The 16,206-nt window shown below is 71.7% G+C and carries 14 protein-coding genes; 3 read left to right on the top strand and 11 right to left on the bottom strand.

All coding sequences use genetic code 11. The features are described from left to right. Nucleotides 1-97: 97 nt before the first annotated feature. Complete coding sequence (locus IEZ03_RS21695; protein WP_184886058.1) at nt 98-1,009, top strand: SDR family oxidoreductase; 912 nt, start codon at nt 98-100, stop codon at nt 1,007-1,009. Here the strand turns inward: IEZ03_RS21695 and IEZ03_RS21690 are convergent. Both IEZ03_RS21690 and IEZ03_RS21685 read right to left on the bottom strand, forming a co-directional pair. Continuing rightward, nucleotides 1,006-1,974, bottom strand: coding sequence for a CapA family protein (locus tag IEZ03_RS21690; RefSeq protein ID WP_184886060.1), 969 nt, complete (start codon nt 1,972-1,974; stop codon nt 1,006-1,008). The genes IEZ03_RS21695 and IEZ03_RS21690 overlap by 4 nt on opposite strands. Nucleotides 1,975-2,052: 78 nt before the next feature. Continuing rightward, entirely contained in the window at nt 2,053-2,601 is a 549-nt protein-coding gene (locus IEZ03_RS21685; protein ID WP_229808466.1) for a dihydrofolate reductase family protein, read from the bottom strand. Nucleotides 2,602-2,698: 97 nt separating this feature from the next. Between IEZ03_RS21685 and IEZ03_RS21680 the strand changes: the two genes are divergently transcribed. Next, nucleotides 2,699-3,274, top strand: coding sequence for a TetR/AcrR family transcriptional regulator (locus tag IEZ03_RS21680; RefSeq protein WP_184886062.1), 576 nt, complete (start codon nt 2,699-2,701; stop codon nt 3,272-3,274). A 10-nt stretch (nt 3,275-3,284) separates the two neighbouring features. On the opposite strand, the gene IEZ03_RS21675 is transcribed toward IEZ03_RS21680, so the two are convergent. Together IEZ03_RS21675 and IEZ03_RS21670 are read right to left on the bottom strand one after the other, a co-directional pair. After that, a complete protein-coding gene (locus tag IEZ03_RS21675; protein WP_184886064.1) occupies nt 3,285-4,319 on the bottom strand; it encodes an SGNH/GDSL hydrolase family protein in 1,035 nt (344 codons plus the stop codon). A 74-nt stretch (nt 4,320-4,393) separates the two neighbouring features. Continuing rightward, nucleotides 4,394-4,900, bottom strand: a complete 507-nt coding sequence (locus IEZ03_RS21670; protein ID WP_184886066.1) for a GNAT family N-acetyltransferase — start codon at nt 4,898-4,900, stop codon at nt 4,394-4,396. 162 nt (nt 4,901-5,062) lie between these two features. On the opposite strand from IEZ03_RS21670, the gene IEZ03_RS21665 reads away from it, so the two are divergent. Beyond that, nucleotides 5,063-5,899 (top strand): GNAT family N-acetyltransferase, encoded by an 837-nt coding sequence (locus IEZ03_RS21665; protein ID WP_184886068.1) that lies wholly within the window; start codon nt 5,063-5,065, stop codon nt 5,897-5,899. A gap of 181 nt (nt 5,900-6,080) precedes the next feature. Here the strand turns inward: IEZ03_RS21665 and uvrB are convergent, their stop codons facing one another. The 7 genes from uvrB to IEZ03_RS21630 all read right to left on the bottom strand — a co-directional run bounded on the left by uvrB (nt 6,081) and on the right by IEZ03_RS21630 (nt 15,725). Further along, entirely contained in the window at nt 6,081-8,198 is a 2,118-nt protein-coding gene (gene uvrB, locus IEZ03_RS21660; RefSeq protein WP_184890745.1) for an excinuclease ABC subunit UvrB, read from the bottom strand. Nucleotides 8,199-8,296: 98 nt separating this feature from the next. Further along, nucleotides 8,297-9,448, bottom strand: a complete 1,152-nt coding sequence (locus IEZ03_RS21655; RefSeq protein WP_184886069.1) for a sensor histidine kinase — start codon at nt 9,446-9,448, stop codon at nt 8,297-8,299. 299 nt (nt 9,449-9,747) lie between these two features. Next, nucleotides 9,748-10,362: a dephospho-CoA kinase gene (gene coaE, locus IEZ03_RS21650; RefSeq protein WP_184886072.1), complete on the bottom strand. Its 615-nt coding sequence runs from the start codon at nt 10,360-10,362 to the stop codon at nt 9,748-9,750. 16 nt (nt 10,363-10,378) lie between these two features. Then, nucleotides 10,379-10,870 (bottom strand): GNAT family N-acetyltransferase, encoded by a 492-nt coding sequence (locus IEZ03_RS21645; protein WP_184886074.1) that lies wholly within the window; start codon nt 10,868-10,870, stop codon nt 10,379-10,381. A gap of 38 nt (nt 10,871-10,908) precedes the next feature. Continuing rightward, nucleotides 10,909-12,873: an endonuclease/exonuclease/phosphatase family protein gene (locus IEZ03_RS21640; RefSeq protein ID WP_184886076.1), complete on the bottom strand. Its 1,965-nt coding sequence runs from the start codon at nt 12,871-12,873 to the stop codon at nt 10,909-10,911. A 302-nt stretch (nt 12,874-13,175) separates the two neighbouring features. Then, nucleotides 13,176-14,666 carry a 30S ribosomal protein S1 gene (gene rpsA / locus IEZ03_RS21635; protein WP_184886078.1) on the bottom strand — a complete coding sequence of 497 codons (1,491 nt, stop codon included), beginning with the start codon at nt 14,664-14,666 and terminating at the stop codon, nt 13,176-13,178. Nucleotides 14,667-14,903: 237 nt separating this feature from the next. After that, nucleotides 14,904-15,725: a polysaccharide deacetylase family protein gene (locus tag IEZ03_RS21630; RefSeq protein WP_229808465.1), complete on the bottom strand. Its 822-nt coding sequence runs from the start codon at nt 15,723-15,725 to the stop codon at nt 14,904-14,906. Between the last annotated feature and the right edge of the window lie 481 nt (nt 15,726-16,206).

Raw genomic sequence — 16,206 nt, 5'->3', positions numbered from 1 at the left:
GGACCGCGCCGGTTGCGCCGGGACCGAGTGGGGGATTTAATAAATGTATGTTCATTTATAGCCTGGCCGCCTTGGCACCGCGCACCGGGAGGGAAGCATGACCACGGAGAAGCGCCCGCTGGCCGGCAAGGTCGCCCTCGTCGCGGGCGGGACGCGAGGGGGCGGGCGCGGTGTCGCCGTCGAGCTCGGGGCGGCGGGGGCGACGGTGTACGTCACGGGCCGCAGCAGCTCGGCCGGGCGCTCCGACCTCGGGCGGCCCGAGACCATCGAGGAGACCGCCGAGCGGGTGACCGCGGCCGGCGGGACCGGTATCCCGGTCCGCGTCGACCACGCCCGCCCGGACGAGGTGCGGGAGCTCACCGAGCGCATCGCGGCCGAGCAGGACGGGCGCCTCGACGTGCTCGTCAACTCCGTGTGGGGCGGCGATCCGCTGACCGACTGGGAGCACCCGCTGTGGGAGCAGGACCTCGACCAGGGGCTGCGCCTGCTGCGCCAGGCGGTGGAGACCCACGTGATCACCAGCCGTTTCGCGCTTCCGCTGATGGTCGCCCGCGGCCGCGGGCTGGTGGTGGAGGTGACCGACGGCAACACCGCCCGCTACCGCGGTTCGCTCTTCTACGACCTGGCGAAGTCCTCGGTGATCCGCCTGGCCGTCGCCCAGGCCGCCGAACTGAAGCCGCACGGGATCGCGGCCGTGGCCATCACCCCCGGCTTCCTGCGTTCGGAGGCCGTCCTCGACCACTTCGGGGTCACCGAGGCGAACTGGCGGGACGCCATCGCCGAAGACCCGCACTTCGCCCACTCCGAGACCCCGGCCTACCTGGGGCGGGCCGTCGCCGCCCTGGCCGCAGACCCCGAGGTCATGACGAAGAGCGGGCGGGCTCTCGCGACGTGGGGCCTGTACAAGGAGTACGGCTTCACCGACGTCGACGGCACGCAACCCGACTTCGCCGCGCACTGGGCCGAAGCCCTCGTGGACGAGTACGGCCCGCTCGGAGACCCCCTCTAGGACGGCACCTCGATGACCAGACGGTCGCCTTCGGGGGTGACGCTCGTCCCGAAGGCGGCGCACGCCTCGCGGAGGCGCCAGGTGATCCACATGTGGTCGGCTCCCCCGGCCAGGCGGGTGCGGGCGTGGTCGAGCCGCAGCGGGACCGCCTCGATCCGGGACGGTCCCGCGTCGTCCAGCGTGACCAGGAACAGCAGCCCCAGGTCGTTGCGGAGCGACGCGCTGACGGCGTAGTCGTCGATGAAGTCGCCCATGTCGAAGATCACCGGCGGGGCCGCACCGTGGAAGACATGGGCCGAGCTCCCGGCGATGAGCGTCGCACCGGCGTCCACCAGCTCCTTCGCCGCCCGCCGGACGTAGTACGGAGGCTCCCGCGTCATGTTCGGCCCCCAGTGCGGGAGGACGACCACCGCGTCGTTGCCCGCCCGCAGCCGCCGGACGCGGTCCGCCAGCCACCGTGGGACGCCCTTCTCCAGGTGGGCGTGGGCGACGCCCGGACGGGCGGGCGCGGCGGCGAAGTCGGCCGGGTGATCCGTGATCCCCACGACCGCGACCCGGGCGCCGCGGGCCTCCAGCACGGCGGCCTCCCGCGCCTCCCCGAGGTCCGCGCCCGCGCCGACGGCCCGGATGCCCGCCCCGGCGAGGTGGCGGAGGGTGTCCAGCAGGGCGTCCGGGCCGTAGTCGAGCGCGTGGTTGTTGGCGAGCGTCACGCAGTCCACGCCCAGATCGGCGAGTGCCTCGGCCGCCTCCGGAGGCGCACGGAAGTGGAAGGCCTTACCGACCGGGTCCCACCGCCGGCCACGGGCGGACACACAGCATTCCAGGTTCACCATGGCCAGGTCGGCTTCGGCGAAGACGTCGCGCACACCCTGGGAGAAGAGCCCGTGCGTACCGGACGCGGCGATCTCGTCCGCCACGCCTCGCCCGAGCATCGTGTCCCCGGCGAGCGCCGCTGTGACGACCATCGGGTCCCCCAATCGGCGGCAGTGCCACATTGACACCCCTACCCACGGAAGGCCGGCCGGTGGCGGCGGCGGTTCGGCTCAGGTGGCGCGGGTGAACCACGTGACCTGGGCGCCGTTGCTGAACGACCGCCGGTCGGTCGGCATGAACACCGTGGGACGGAACCCGCCGGAGAAGGCGGAGACGCCCGCGCCGGCCACCACCGGGTAGCTCTTGATGATCAGCTCGTCGATCTCGGGGAGGAGGGCGGCGGCGAGCCGGCCGCCCCCGCAGAGCCAGATGTCCTTGCCGCCTTCCTCTGCCTTGAGTTCGCGGACAGCGGCGAGCGGCTCGCGGACGAGCGTCACACCGGGATCGGCGATCTCGTCCAGCGTGGTGGAGACGATGTACTGCCGCAGATGGGCGTACGGGCTGGTCACACCGATGTCGAGGGCGGGCTGATACGTGGCCAGCCCCATCACCAGCGTGTCGAACCGCTTGTTGGGCTCGTCCTCCAGGCCGGCGTGCGGGCGGATGTGGGTGGGGACGGTCTCCGGAAAGCGCTCGTTGATCCAGGCCGCCATGTCGTCCGCGACCGGATAGAAATCGACCTCATCGCCGGGCCCGGCGATGAAACCGTCGATGCTCACGCCCACGTAGTAGACGAGCTTCGCATATTTTCACACCATCCGTAGTACTCTCTTTGTAGTGGTTTGAACGTAGTACTACAAACGGAGTGGTGTCAATATGCGGCGGAACGTCGAGCGGAGGACCGCGCTGGTCGACGCGGCGATCGAGGTCCTGGCCAGGGAGGGCGCGCGCGGGCTCACCTACCGGGCGGTGGACGCCGAGGCCGGCGTGCCGGTCGGCACCGCGTCCAACTACTTCGCCAACCGGGACGAACTGTTCACGCAGGCGGGCAGTCGGATCTACGAGCGCCTGGCGCGGGACGCGGCCGCCGCGATGACCGGACCGCTCGAAGGGCCGCGCGACCTCGCCAAGGTCACCGAACTCCTCCGCGCCGCCGTCGGGCGGATCGAGAGCTTCCGCACCGGCTACCTGGCGCTCCTGGAGCTGCGCCTGGAGGCGACCAGGCGCCCGGAGCTGCGCGCCGTCCTGACCGAGCGGGTCCGCGAGGACGTGGAGGCCAACATCGCCTACCACCTGGACTCGGGCCTCCCGGGCGACGCCACCTCGGTGCGCCTCCTCTACCTGGCGCTCAACTGGCTGATCGTGGAGCACCTCACCCTGCCGGGGGTGTTCTCCGACGAGGACGTCCAGGAGCTCGTGGCGATCGCGGTGGAGCGCGCCGTCCCCCGCTAGGACGGCACCGCTAGGAGAGCGGGCGGCCGGGCCCCTTCTTGACCTGCTGGATGAACAGCCCGGCCAGCGCGCGCTGCCCGGCGGCCGTGGGGTGGTAGCTGCGCGGCTCGGCTTCGAGCGCCGACAGGTTCAGCGTCAGGCCGTTCATGTACGGCTCCTTGCTGCCCACCTCGTGCCCGGCGAACGCGCCGTAGGCGTCGACGAACTCGACGCTGCCGCGGCCGCCGCGGGCCGCGATCTGCGCGTCGGCCTCGGCGGCGGACTGGCCGATCAGGCGGCTCAGGTCGTGGGCCCGGGCGTTGAGCCAGCGCTGGTCGGACACCGTGATGTTGTCCGCGCCGACCCCGCTCATCTCGGAGAACGCCCTCGGGTACCCCATCACGATCACCCGGGCGCGCGGCGCCTTCGCGGTGATCTTGTCGAGCAGGCCGGGCAGGTTCCTGCGCAGTTCGGCCATCCGCTCCGCGATGTCCTCGCCCTGCCGGGTGCAGTCCTTGCTCCACGGCAGCTTGACCACGCACCCGGCGAGCACCTTGGAGAACCCGACGTCGTTGCCGCCGATGCTCAGCGTGATCAGGCTGGTGTCGGGGCCGATGCGGTCGAGCTGCGGCGGTTCCCCGCCCCGCCCCTTCAGGACGTCGGACGTCGTGGCGCCCGAGCACGCCCAGAACCCGGTGCCCTTCGCGAAGTCGAACGCCTTCGAGACCTCGTGGTAGTACGCCTTGGACGTCCGGTGGCACCGGTCGAGCGGGTTGTGGTCGGACACCGTCGCCTCCGACCCGACTCCCGACGAGTACGAGTCGCCCAGCGCAACGTACGACCCCCACGTGGCGGCCTCGACGGGTGTCAGCGCCCTCGCGGTGGCGACCGGGTCGGTGCGGACCTCGGGATCGGGCTCGCGGCACCCGATGTCGAAGGCCGCGCAGCGCGCCGCCGGCAGCGCCACGAGCGGCACGACGGCCAGCACCAGCAGCGCCACGAGGACGACGACCGCCGCCCTCCGCTCACCGAGACGATCCCGCAGCCACCCCGCCGGGCTGATCATCGCCCTCCTCCCGTGTCGTGCTCATGGGGCAGACGTCCGTCCGACGTTCCCGGTTCCCGCCTTTACATTGTAGATCAGGAAGTGCGGCCGGCCGGCGCCCACATCACCGCCCGCGGGCCCAGCTCGTGCAGCCCCGCCTTGACCTCCGCCTCCCAGTGGGACCTGATCCCCGGACCCCAGCGTTCCTCGGGCAGCTCCTCGAAACCGTGTGCGGCGTACCAGGGCCCGTTCCATGGGACGTTCCGGAACGTCAGGAGGCTGACCCCGGGCGCCCCTGCCTCGCCGGCCCGCGTCATGACGGCGTCCAGCAGCCGGGCGCCGATCCCCTTGCCCGTCAGGTCGTCGCGCACCGAGATCTGCGCCAGGTACGCGGCACCGTCGACATCGTCGACCACCGCGAACCCCACCGGCGGGTCGCCGGCGACGATGATCTCGGCGTCCCCGTCCGACATGAGCTCGACCACGGTCGGGCCGGGAGGGAACACGATCCCGATCTCGGCGAACATCCGCTCGCCGGAGATCTCGATCGGCGGCAGCGCCGGCAGATCCGCCGGCCGCGCCACCCGCACCTCGTAGTCCATCCCGCAATGGTAAAACGCCGTCCGCCCCCGCCCTTCCGGCATCTGCGTCCGGCCGACACCCGGCGACGGCCGTCGCGCGTCTCCGGGATGCCCGCCGGCTCGGCGGTGCGGATACGCGATAAATCGGATGCGCGGACGGGGCGGCCGTGGTCATGATCGAGCATGGAATGGACGCTGAGCTACGACCTTGACGAATTCATGGCGGCGGCGGGTGGATTCCTGCACGACGACCCAGCCCGGAACACCGTGGCGCTCACCGTGACCGGGGACATGCGCGCCGAGGGCCCCCAGGTCCGCAAGGACGTCCTGTTCGGATGGTGGCCGGCGGGCGGGCACGTCGAGGGCGCGTTCCTGTGGACGCCTTCGTATCCGCCGCTGCTCAGCGCGATGCCCGAGCGGGCGGCGCGGAACCTCGCGGACGTCCTGGCGGAACGTGCGGCGGCGCTGCCGGGCGCCAGCGGCTCCCAGGCCGCCACCGAGGCGTTCGCGGACGAGTGGAAGCGGCGGACCGGCGCCGCGAGCCGTGTGACCATGCACCAGCGCCTCTACCGGCTGGGCGAGCTCGAGGTGCCCGATCCGCTGCCGGCGGGCACCGCCCGCACCGCGAACCGGGACGAGCGGCCGCTGATGCTGGAGTGGGCCACGGCGTTCTGGACGGAGGTCGACGAGCACGGTCCGGTGAACACGGCGATGATGGACGCCAGGCTCGAGACGGGCCGCATCGCGCTGTGGGAGGCCGGCGGGCAGCCGGTCGCGATGGCCTGGTGGTCCCCCGTGGTCGCCGGGATGTCCCGCGTCTCGGCCGTGTACACACCGCCCGAGCACCGCCGACGGGGTTACGGAGCGGCGGTCACCACGAAGGCCACACGGTCCGCCATGGAGGAGGGCGCGACGGACGTCGTGCTGTTCACCGACCTGGCCAACCCGACGAGCAACGCCGTCTACCACCGCCTCGGCTACCGCCCGGTCGAAGACCGCATGGTCCTCGCCTTCACCTGACCCTCTCCAGCCCTGGCGCCGCCCTCGGGCCGCCCGTCCGCAGCCGGCACGCCTCCAGGAGAAGCGCCTTTGCCGATCCAGCGCGCCCCGGGAACGGCACCTGCCTCCTTGCTCAGCGCGTCCGCGGGTGCGGGCGGCCTCCGGAGGTCGGTTCTCGCCGACGGGCGGGTCGGCGCGAGGGCTAGTGGACGCCGGCCTCCTTCATGTCGCGCAGTTCGCGCTTGAGTTCCTTGATCTCGTCGCGGAGGCGGGCGGCGAGTTCGAACTGGAGGTCGGCGGCGGCCTGGTGCATCTGGGCGGTCATCTGCTCGATGAGGGCCTCCAGGTCCTCGCGGGGGTGGTCGCCGACCAGGTCGGCGGCGTGCCGGCCGACGTCCTTGGTGCGGGACGCGAGCCCCGGGACGGGGGCCTTGCCGCGGCTCTGCTGGCGGCCGGCGCCGCCGATGAGCGTCTCGGTGTCGGCGTCCTCGCGGGCGAGGGAGTCGAGGATGTCGGCGATGCGCTTGCGGAGCGCCTGCGGCTCGATGCCGCGCTCCTCGTTGTACGCCTGCTGCTTGGCGCGGCGGCGGCTGGTCTCCTCGATCGCGCGCTCCATCGACGGGGTGACCGTGTCGGCGTACATGTGGACCTGGCCGGAGACGTTGCGGGCCGCGCGGCCGATCGTCTGGATGAGGGACGTCTCGGAGCGCAGGAAGCCCTCCTTGTCGGCGTCCAGGATCGCGACGAGGGACACCTCGGGCAGGTCGAGGCCCTCGCGGAGCAGGTTGATGCCGACCAGGACGTCGAACTCGCCGACGCGCAGCTCGCGCAGCAGCTCGATCCGGCGCAGGGTGTCGACCTCGCTGTGCAGGTAGCGGACCTGGATGCCGAGTTCGAGGAGGTAGTCGGTGAGGTCCTCGGCCATCTTCTTGGTGAGGGTGGTGACGAGGACGCGCTCGTCGCGTTCGGTGCGCTCGCGGATCTCGTGGATGAGGTCGTCGATCTGCCCCTTCGTGGGCTTGACGACGATCTCCGGGTCGATGAGGCCGGTGGGGCGGATGACCTGCTCGACCACGTCGCCCTTCACGCGGCCCATCTCGTACGGGCCGGGCGTCGCGGACAGGTAGACGGTCTGGCCGATGCGGTCGAGGAACTCCTCCCACTTGAGGGGCCGGTTGTCCATCGCGGACGGCAGCCGGAACCCGTGCTCGACCAGCATCCGCTTGCGGGACGCGTCGCCCTCGTACATCGCGCCGATCTGCGGGACGGTCTGGTGCGACTCGTCGATGACGAGGAGGAAGTCCTCGGGGAAGTAGTCGAGGAGGGTGTTGGGGGCGCTGCCGGGGCCGCGGCCGTCGATGTGGCGGGAGTAGTTCTCGATGCCGGAGCAGGTGCCGACCTGCCGCATCATCTCGATGTCGTAGGCGGTGCGCATGCGCAGCCGCTGCGCCTCCAGCATCTTGCCCTGCCGCTCCATGACGGCGAGGGTCTCCTCCAGCTCGGCCTCGATGGCGCGGATGGCCCGCTCCATCCGCTCGGGGCCGGCGACGTAGTGGGAGGCGGGGAAGACGTACAGTTCGTCGTCCTCGGTGATCTGCTCGCCGGTGAGGGGGTGCAGGGTGGCGAGCTTCTCGATCTCGTCGCCGAACATCTCGATGCGGACGGCGAGCTCCTCGTACTGCGGGATGATCTCGATGGTGTCGCCGCGGACCCGGAACGTGCCGCGGGTGAAGGAGAGGTCGTTGCGGGTGTACTGCATGCCGACGAGCTGCCGGAGCAGGTCGTCGCGGTCGATCTCCTGGCCGACGCTGAGGCGCACCATCCGGTCGACGTACTCCTGCGGCGTGCCGAGGCCGTAGATGCAGGAGACGGACGCGACGACGACGGTGTCGCGGCGGGTGAGCAGCGAGTTGGTCGCCGAGTGCCGCAGCCGGTCGACCTCGTCGTTGATCGAGGAGTCCTTCTCGATGTAGGTGTCGGTCTGCGGGATGTACGCCTCGGGCTGGTAGTAGTCGTAGTAGGAGACGAAGTACTCGACGGCGTTGTTCGGCAGCATCTCGCGCAGCTCGTTGGCGAACTGGGCGGCGAGCGTCTTGTTCGGCTGCATGACCAGCATGGGCCGCTGCACCTTCTCCACCAGCCACGCGATCGTGGCGGTCTTGCCCGTGCCGGTGGCGCCGAGCAGCACCACGTCCTGTTCGCCGCCCTCGATGCGGGACGTCAGCTCCGCGATCGCCTGCGGCTGGTCGCCGGACGGCGTCATCTCGGTGATGACCTCGAACGGCGCCACGCGCCGCCGCAGATCCGTGATCGGCCGCATCGTCGCGTCCCCCTGCTCCATCGGCTGCCTGCTCCATCAACTGTATGCAGCGGCTACGACAATCGGTATCCGCGCAGGCCGGCGGGCCGGTACCCCGGTCAGGACGCGGGCAGCGGGATCCTGGCGCGGACGGCGTAGCCGCCGCCGCACGGACCGGCCTCGAAGGTGCCGCCGAGGGCGGTGACGCGCTCGCGGAGGCCCACCAGGCCGTTGCCGCCGCTCGGCAGCCGGTGCTCGGGGCGGGCGACCGGCGGATCGTTGGCGACCTCCACCTCGATCGCCTCCGGAAGCAGGCCGAGGTCGACGCGGGTCCCGGCCATGCCGGCATGCTTGTGGACGTTGGTGAGCGCCTCCTGGACGAGGCGGTACACCGTTCGCCCGACGGCGGCGGGGATGGGACGCTCGTCGCCGCGGATCGACAGGTCGACGCTGAGGCCGGCCGCACCGGACTGCCCGACCAGGTCGCGGACGTGGGCGACGGTCGGGGCCTCTAGGGTCAGAGACTCCTCGCCCTGCCTCAGGACACCGATGACATGGCGGAGTTCCTCCAGGGCCTGGCGTCCCATGTCCCCGATGACGCCGGCCGTCTCCGCCGCCCGCTCCGGGTCGCGGACGGCGACCGCCTTGAGCGCGCCCGCGTGCACGACCATGACGCTGATCCTGTTGGCGACGACGTCGTGCATCTCCCGCGCGATGCGCGTCCGTTCCTCACCCCGCGCGCGCTCTGCGAGGAGGTGCTGTTCCCGTTCGAGGCGTGCGGCACGTTCCTGGAGCGAGGCGAGGAGTTGCTTGCGCGCCCCCATGTACAGCCCGAGCAGGACCGGGACGCCGATGAACGCGACGCTGAATATCGCCTGCGCGATGAAGGGCTCCTTCGACGCCGTGGGCCCGGCGACGGCGAGCGAGGTGATATAGCCGAGAATCGCGATGGTGATGACGGTCCGGCGGGACGCGGTGTAGGCGGCGAGCGAGTACAGGATGACGAGCGCGGAGAACGCGCCCGCACCGGTGATCGTGCCGAACGTCACCAGGAAGAGCCCGAGACCCACGGGATGGATGCGCCGCACGACGGCCGCCAGGCCGAGCACGACGCTGCACGCCGAAACGACGGGCGCCGGAAGGTAGAAGTCCTGCTCGGCGAACCAGAGGAACAGGCCGTCACCGACGGCGAGGGCGAGCGCGAGGGACACGTCGAGCGCGCGTGAACGTCTCGTCGGCCACGCCGCCGACCACCAGCCCCGCACGCGCATGCGATGAGCCTATAGCGCGCGGCAGGGTACCAGGACCGCTCAATGAGGAAGGTCACCGACACCTTCCCCGACAACTGGATCTGCCCAAGCACGGTCACTGCGAAGCATGCCCCTGGAAGGGGGTTCCCAGGGTCATTGCCATGTCCGGGCCGTGTCCGGGCGGTTACCGCACCACGCCACCGGACGCGGCGACCAGGCGGGCAAGGATCCTGCCCTGCTCCTCCTGGAGAGCGGCGATCTTCCCGAGCCCACCCATGATCAAATCCCGCCACAGCCGGAGACTCTTCGTGCACAGTCGGTCACTGTGAGCCATCAGGCTCCGCGGCACGGCTGGTGAGGGCCTTCCAGAGGTTGTCCACCTGGCTCTGCAGGGATTCGAGGGTTCCGGAGTTGTCGATGACGTGGGTGGCGACGGCGCGGCGGTCCTCGCGGGACGCCTGGTTCGCCATGCGGGCGCGGGCGTCCTCCTCGGTCATGCCGCGCCGGGCGACGAGGCGGTCGAGCTGGACGTCGGCGGGGGCGTCCACGACGACGACCTCGTCGTACATGGGGGCCAGGCCGTTCTCCACCAGCAGGGGCACGTCGTAGACCACGACGGCGTCCTCGGGCGCGGCGTCCATCAGCTCCTGCATCCGCTCCCCCACCAGCGGATGGACGATCGCGTTCAGCGCCGCCAGCCGGTCGGGGTCGCTGAACACGATCCGGCCGACCTTCTCCCGGTCGAGACCGCCGGACGGGAGGAGCACCTCCTCGCCGAACTCCGCGACGACGGCGGCGAGGCCGGGCGTGCCCGGCTCGACCACCTCGCGGGCGATCCTGTCGGCGTCGATGACCACGGCGCCGAGCTCGGCGAGCCGCGCCGACACCTCGCTCTTGCCCGACCCGATTCCGCCGGTGAGTCCCACTTTCAGCACGGGCTCACCCTAATGGTCACCCGGCCGCGGCCGGTACGAGGGGCTTGCGCATGTGGACGAGCGTGAGGTGCGCGGCGACGCGCTCCCGGCGCGTCTCGGTGTACCCGGCGCGGCGGTACAGCCGCAGGTTCGCCTCGCTGAGGTGGCCGGTGAACAGCACGCACGCGTCGGCGCGTCCGGCCACCTCGTCCTCCAGCGCGGCGAGGAGGCGCCGCCCGATGCCGCGTCCCTGCAGGTCGGGGACGACGACGAGCCGCCCGATCAGGCAGGTGTGCTCGCTGAACTGGGCGCGGACGGCCCCGACGAGGCGGCCGCCGAGCACCGCCTTCAGCACGACCGCGTCGCTCGACAGCACCTTCCGGAGCTGCTCGGCCGACTCGACCAGCGGGGGGATGAACGGGTCGCCGTACAGCTGCGCCTCCGCGACGTAGGCGGCGCGCTGGACGGTGAGCACCTCCCCGGCGTCCTGCGGGCCGGCCCGCTCGACCGCGACGCTCGGTTCGCTCATGGGCACGACCCTAGCGGCGGAGCGCGGGCCGGGTCCGCTCAGCGCCCGATCCGCACGGTGACCGCGACCGGGTAGTGGTCGGAGGCGTCCGACACCGGCACGTCGTACTCGGTGACGAGGATGCCGTCCGACCCGAAGATCCAGTCGACGCGCGCGCCGTCGGACCTGGTGGGGGACGTGTCGTCGCCGATGGCGGTGCTGCGCAGGTCGGTCCCTTCGGTCATCGCGGCGAGTTCCGGGCTGTCGGGGCCGGCGTTGAAGTCGCCGCCGATCAGCGTGCGGGGCGCCCCGCCCCAGGCCCGCAGCAGCGCCGCGATCGAGCGGGCGCGCTCGTCGGCCTGGTTCTCGCCGCCCTCCAGGTGCGTCGACCACACGTCCATGGTGGTGTTGCCGACGCCGAGCCGCGCCCAGACGTAGCCGCGGATCTGCGACCAGTCGCCGCGCGGCCAGCGGCCCGTCCCGGAGCTGTGCACCGGCAGCGACGTCAGGATCGCGTTGCCGAACTGCCCGTCGGCGGCCGGGCCCCAGATCAGCTTCATGCCGAGGCGCCGCGACAGCCAGACGCCGACGTCGGCGGTGCCCGACAGCAGCGACCCGCGGCTGGCCTCCTGCAGCAGGACGACCTGGGCCTGCTGCTCCTCGATGACGCGGGCGATGCCCTCCGGGTCGAGGCGTCCGGCCTGGTTGACGGCGTCGTGGATGTTGTAGCTGAGGACCCGCACGTGGCCCGGCAGCGGCGGCGCGGGCGCCTTCCCGTCCGGCGCGGCGACGGTGAACACCAGCGTGCCGGCCAGCAGGCCGAGCGCCGCGGCACCGGCGGTGAGGGCGCGCAGCGGAGCGCGGGCGGGCAGCGGGCCGCCGCGGGCGGACGCGATGGCGGCGAGTGCGCCGAGCGCGATCCCGGCGATCCCCGGCAGCACGTTGTTCGGGAACGGTAGCGGCGAGATGGCGCTGACCTGGTACGGGACGAGGATCAGCGCGATCAGCAGGCCGCCGAGGGCGGCGCCGGCGTCGACCCGCCAGGCCGGCCCGCCGGCTCCGGCGCGGCGCAGCGGCGCCCGCACCGCCACCGCCAGCAGCCACGCCGACAGCACCTGCCCGAGGATGACGATGGGGACGACCTCGATGCCGGACAGCGCGTACGTCCCGGCGACGGCGCCGGCGCCGACCCCGAGGACGGTGCCGCCGAGCACGCACACGCCGCCGGGGACCGCCCGCACGGCGAGGCCGGACGCGAGGAACGCCAGCGCGAGGCCCTGCCCGGCGACGATCGTGATGTGCGCGGCGGTCAGCGACAGCCACCCGGACGACGCCACGAACGCGGGGCTGGACAGGATGAGCACCTGCAGCGCCAGGAACGGCCCGAACGCGGCCGCGCCGAGCGCGTCCCGCCAGGAGATCCCGGGCGCCGCGACGGGCTTGGCCGACATCTCCCGGTAGAGCGCGGCGGCGCCGAGGCCGACGAACGCCAGGCACGCCAGCCACGGCCCGACGCCGCCGCGCCACACGGGGTCCCAGGTGGCGAAGCACATCCGCACCGCGGCGTCGATGGACAGGCCGGCGACGGTCGCGGTGGCGAACCCGACGCCGGACAGGCCCCGGGCGCCCTCGTACAGCGCGCCGACGGCGATCATGCCGATGGCGGTCGCGGCGAACGCGAGCCACACCCGCGGCTCGACGGCCTGCGCGAGCAGCCGGACGGCGAGCAGCCCGCCGACCGCGCCGAGCAGCAGGGCGCGGGAGCCGGCGGCGCGGCGGACGACCGGCGCGGCGAACCCGGCGAGGAACACGACGAGCAGGCCGGCCGCGGCGACCGCGGGGCCGGTCCGGTCGGCGAAATGGTCGAGCTGGGGCAGTGCGAACCGCAGGGTCTGCGCGAGCACCGCGACCGTGACCGCGATGAGCGCGAGCCTCGCGGGGCCCGGCGGGACGATGGACGGGCCGGACGCGGCGGGGCCGCCGGTCCTGGTGCCGGCGTCGGTGTTGGCGTCTGTGCTGGCCACTTGAACGAGTGCTCCCCGGGGGACGAGCGGACCTGCGGGACGGGTGGGCGCTGCGTGGTGACGGGCCGGCGGTCATCGCCGGTGCCGCGCGCGGCCCGACATCATGGTGACGCAACCGAGGCACGGCCGGAGGCCGATCTCGCAAGATCGTTCTCCGGCCGTGTGCTGGGTCGTGTTGGGATTGTCGGTGGCCGCTTCGCGGCGGTCTCGCCCCCGGGGCGTTGGCCGCGGGGGCGGAGAGCCGTCACCGGTCTCCCGTCCTCCGGCGCGCCGCACGCGGCCCGCCGGAGGAGGGATGGGGCTTACTGGCCGCCGGAGAGCTTCTCCCGCAGCGCGGCGAGCGCCTCGTCGGTGGCCAGGGCGCCACCGGCGGTCTCGCTCTCGCCGCCACCGGAGTAGGAGGTCTCGCCGCCGCCGCCTCCGCCGCCGGCCGCGGGCTCCGCGCCGGCCTCGGCCTCGGCCTTGCGGGCCTCTTCGATCTGCTTGCGGTGGGCGTCGAAGCGGGACCGGGCCTCGGCGTACTGCCGCTCCCAGGTCTCGCGCTGCTCGTCGAAGCCGGGCAGCCACTCGCCGGTCTCGGCGTCGAAGCCCTCGGGGTACTTGTAGTTCCCCTGCTCGTCGTACTCGGCCGGCATGCCGTACAGCGTCGGGTCGAAGTCCTCTTCCTCGATGCTCGCGGCGCCCTCGTTGGCCTGCTTGAGCGACAGGGAGATCCGGCGCCGGTCGAGGTCGATGTCGATGATCTTCACGAAGATCTCGTCGCCGACCTGGACGACCTGCTCGGGGATCTCCACGTGGCGCTCGGCCAGCTCGGAGATGTGCACCAGGCCCTCGATGCCCTCCTCGACGCGGACGAACGCGCCGAACGGCACCAGCTTGGTGACGCGGCCCGGGACGACCTGCCCGATCTGGTGGGTGCGGGCGAACTGCTGCCACGGGTCTTCCTGCGTCGCCTTGAGCGACAGCGAGACCCGCTCGCGCTCCATGTCGACGTCCAGGACCTCGACCGTGACCTCCTGGCCGACTTCGACGACCTCCGAGGGGTGGTCGATGTGCTTCCAGGACAGCTCGGAGACGTGCACCAGGCCGTCGACCCCGCCGAGGTCGACGAACGCGCCGAAGTTGACGATCGAGGACACGACGCCCTTGCGGACCTGGCCCTTCTGCAGCGTGTTGAGGAAGGTCTGGCGGACCTCGCTCTGCGTCTGCTCCAGCCATGCGCGGCGGGACAGGACCACGTTGTTGCGGTTCTTGTCCAGCTCGATGATCTTGGCCTCGAGCTCGCGGCCGACGTAGGGCTGCAGGTCGCGGACCCGGCGCATCTCGACCAGCGACGCGGGCAGGAAGCCGCGCAGGCCGATGTCCAGGATCAGGCCGCCCTTGACGACCTCGATGACCGTGCCGGTGACGATGCCGTCCTCGTCCTTGATCTTCTCGATCGTGCCCCAGGCGCGCTCGTACTGCGCGCGCTTCTTGGACAGGATCAGCCGCCCCTCCTTGTCCTCCTTCTGGAGGACGAGGGCCTCGACGTGATCTCCGGTGGAGACGACCTCGTTCGGGTCGACGTCGTGCTTGATGGACAGCTCGCGCGAGGGGATGACGCCCTCGGTCTTGTAGCCGATGTCGAGGAGGACCTCGTCACGATCGACCTTGACGACAGTGCCTTCGACAATGTCGCCGTCGTTGAAGTACTTGATGGTCTCATCGATCGCGGCGAGGAAGGCTTCCTCGGACCCGATGTCGTTGACCGCTACCTGCGGGGTGGTCGAGGTGGCCTCGGTGCTGCTCGTCATGTGTCGGCTGGCTCCGGTACGGACAGTGAAGTCGTTATGGGTTCTGCGCGGAGGGCCGTTTTCCGCCCTGCCGAGGACCGGAAAGGGACGCGGACCTTGCCGCGTCAGTACACCGAACCGTTGTCGCCGACCTGACCGAGCTCGAGCCTGCTCCGTCCGAAGCTCGCGCAGGCCCACAGCGCAGCGATCAGGATATGGGACCAATCTCCCGTGGTCAATCCGGCTCCCGCGCGCCGGTCAGTATGTCCGTGCCCGAGCCCGGTACTCCTTGGCGAGGCGGTCCTCCGCCGTCTTGGGAAACGTCACGGTGTTCGGGTCACCGTCAGATGTGTACCGCTCCGCCGGGTTCTTGTCCAGGTGTTCGAGCCACGCGGTCGAGCAGAACTTCGTGCAGTCGTTCTCCTTGATCTTGCCCTCGGACCGGACGCGGGGGATGTTCCACCGGTCGAACTCCTCGTCGAACGGCGATGCCGACGGCCGCCACCCGGCGAGGAAGATCCCCTCGAAGGAGTACCGGCCGTCCTGCTTCCGCGCCCACTTCTCCTTGCCGGGCACGGCCCCGAACGGGTAGGCGAGCGTCGCCGTGTTCGCCCCGCTGAGCTGGACGACCCGATCCTCCAGGGCGCCGATCTCGTCCTGCACCTTCTTCTCGGACAGCCCCGAGAGGTTGGGATGCGACTTCGTGTGGTTGCCGACGTCGTACCCGTGCTGGAGGAGCCACTTCAGCCCGGCCGACGCCTGCGCGTCCTCCATCCCGAAGATGTCGTCGACCAGGAAGAACGTCGCCGTCGCCCGGAACCCGGGGTTCTCGCTCGCGACCTGCTGGATGATCGCCACGGCGGTGTCCGGTGCGGGGTTGCCCTGCGCGTCGAGCGTGAACTGGTCGGGCGAGCTGTCGTCGAACGTGAGCACCACCGGGTACTTGCCGGCGGGGACGTTGAACCGCCCGCTGACGAACTCGGCCGCCGTGATCGGCTGGTAGCCGCCCTTGGCCAGGCGCGTCAGCTCGTCGTAGAGCTCGTTGACGGACCGGTCCAGCGACCGGTCCGGCTTCTTCACGATCCGGTGGTACATCAGCACCGGAATCTGTCCGAGCTCGTTCGCCTTGACGGCCGCGGCCGCAGGCGCCGCCGCGGCGATGGGCGCACTAGGCGAAACCGACGGCGACCCGCTCCCGGCCGCAGGCGTGGTGGCCCCCGCCTCGACCGCACCCGCGGCCGGCGAAGCCTTGGAAGCGGCCCGCTCGGCGGCGCCTTCCTCCCCACGCCCCTGCCGCTCTCCCGGAAGCGTCAGCCCCAGGACCACGGCACAGACGATCACAACTCCAGCGATCTTGTGAAGCAGAGGCACGCTACCCCCCGCCGGTCGACCCGAACAGGACCCGGAGACAGCCTACGGTTCCCGGGACAACAAGGACACCTACTCGCCTACCCCCAGATCCCCACGCTCCACCCCCCGCCCCATCCCACATCCCACCAATTCCAGGAACCCCGGAGTAAAACCCGCCACCCCCACCCAACAAAACCCACCCCCAACCCCC

The organism is Actinomadura livida (genome assembly GCF_014648675.1).
Classification (GTDB): domain Bacteria; phylum Actinomycetota; class Actinomycetes; order Streptosporangiales; family Streptosporangiaceae; genus Spirillospora; species Spirillospora livida.
The sequence above is the reverse complement of the archived record's forward strand: the minus strand, read 5'-3'. Positions and strand labels throughout refer to the sequence as shown.

Coding starts and splice junctions, on each gene's coding strand:
- IEZ03_RS21665 (WP_184886068.1), top strand. CDS start 5,063: ATGGAATGGACGCTGAGCTACGACCTTGACGAATTCATGGCGGCGGCG.
- uvrB (WP_184890745.1), bottom strand. CDS start 8,198: ATGCGGCCGATCACGGATCTGCGGCGGCGCGTGGCGCCGTTCGAGGTC.
- IEZ03_RS21645 (WP_184886074.1), bottom strand. CDS start 10,870: ATGAGCGAACCGAGCGTCGCGGTCGAGCGGGCCGGCCCGCAGGACGCC.
- IEZ03_RS21680 (WP_184886062.1), top strand. CDS start 2,699: ATGCGGCGGAACGTCGAGCGGAGGACCGCGCTGGTCGACGCGGCGATC.
- IEZ03_RS21655 (WP_184886069.1), bottom strand. CDS start 9,448: ATGCGCGTGCGGGGCTGGTGGTCGGCGGCGTGGCCGACGAGACGTTCA.
- IEZ03_RS21695 (WP_184886058.1), top strand. CDS start 98: ATGACCACGGAGAAGCGCCCGCTGGCCGGCAAGGTCGCCCTCGTCGCG.
- IEZ03_RS21670 (WP_184886066.1), bottom strand. CDS start 4,900: ATGGACTACGAGGTGCGGGTGGCGCGGCCGGCGGATCTGCCGGCGCTG.
- IEZ03_RS21690 (WP_184886060.1), bottom strand. CDS start 1,974: ATGGTCGTCACAGCGGCGCTCGCCGGGGACACGATGCTCGGGCGAGGC.
- IEZ03_RS21675 (WP_184886064.1), bottom strand. CDS start 4,319: ATGATCAGCCCGGCGGGGTGGCTGCGGGATCGTCTCGGTGAGCGGAGG.
- rpsA (WP_184886078.1), bottom strand. CDS start 14,666: ATGACGAGCAGCACCGAGGCCACCTCGACCACCCCGCAGGTAGCGGTC.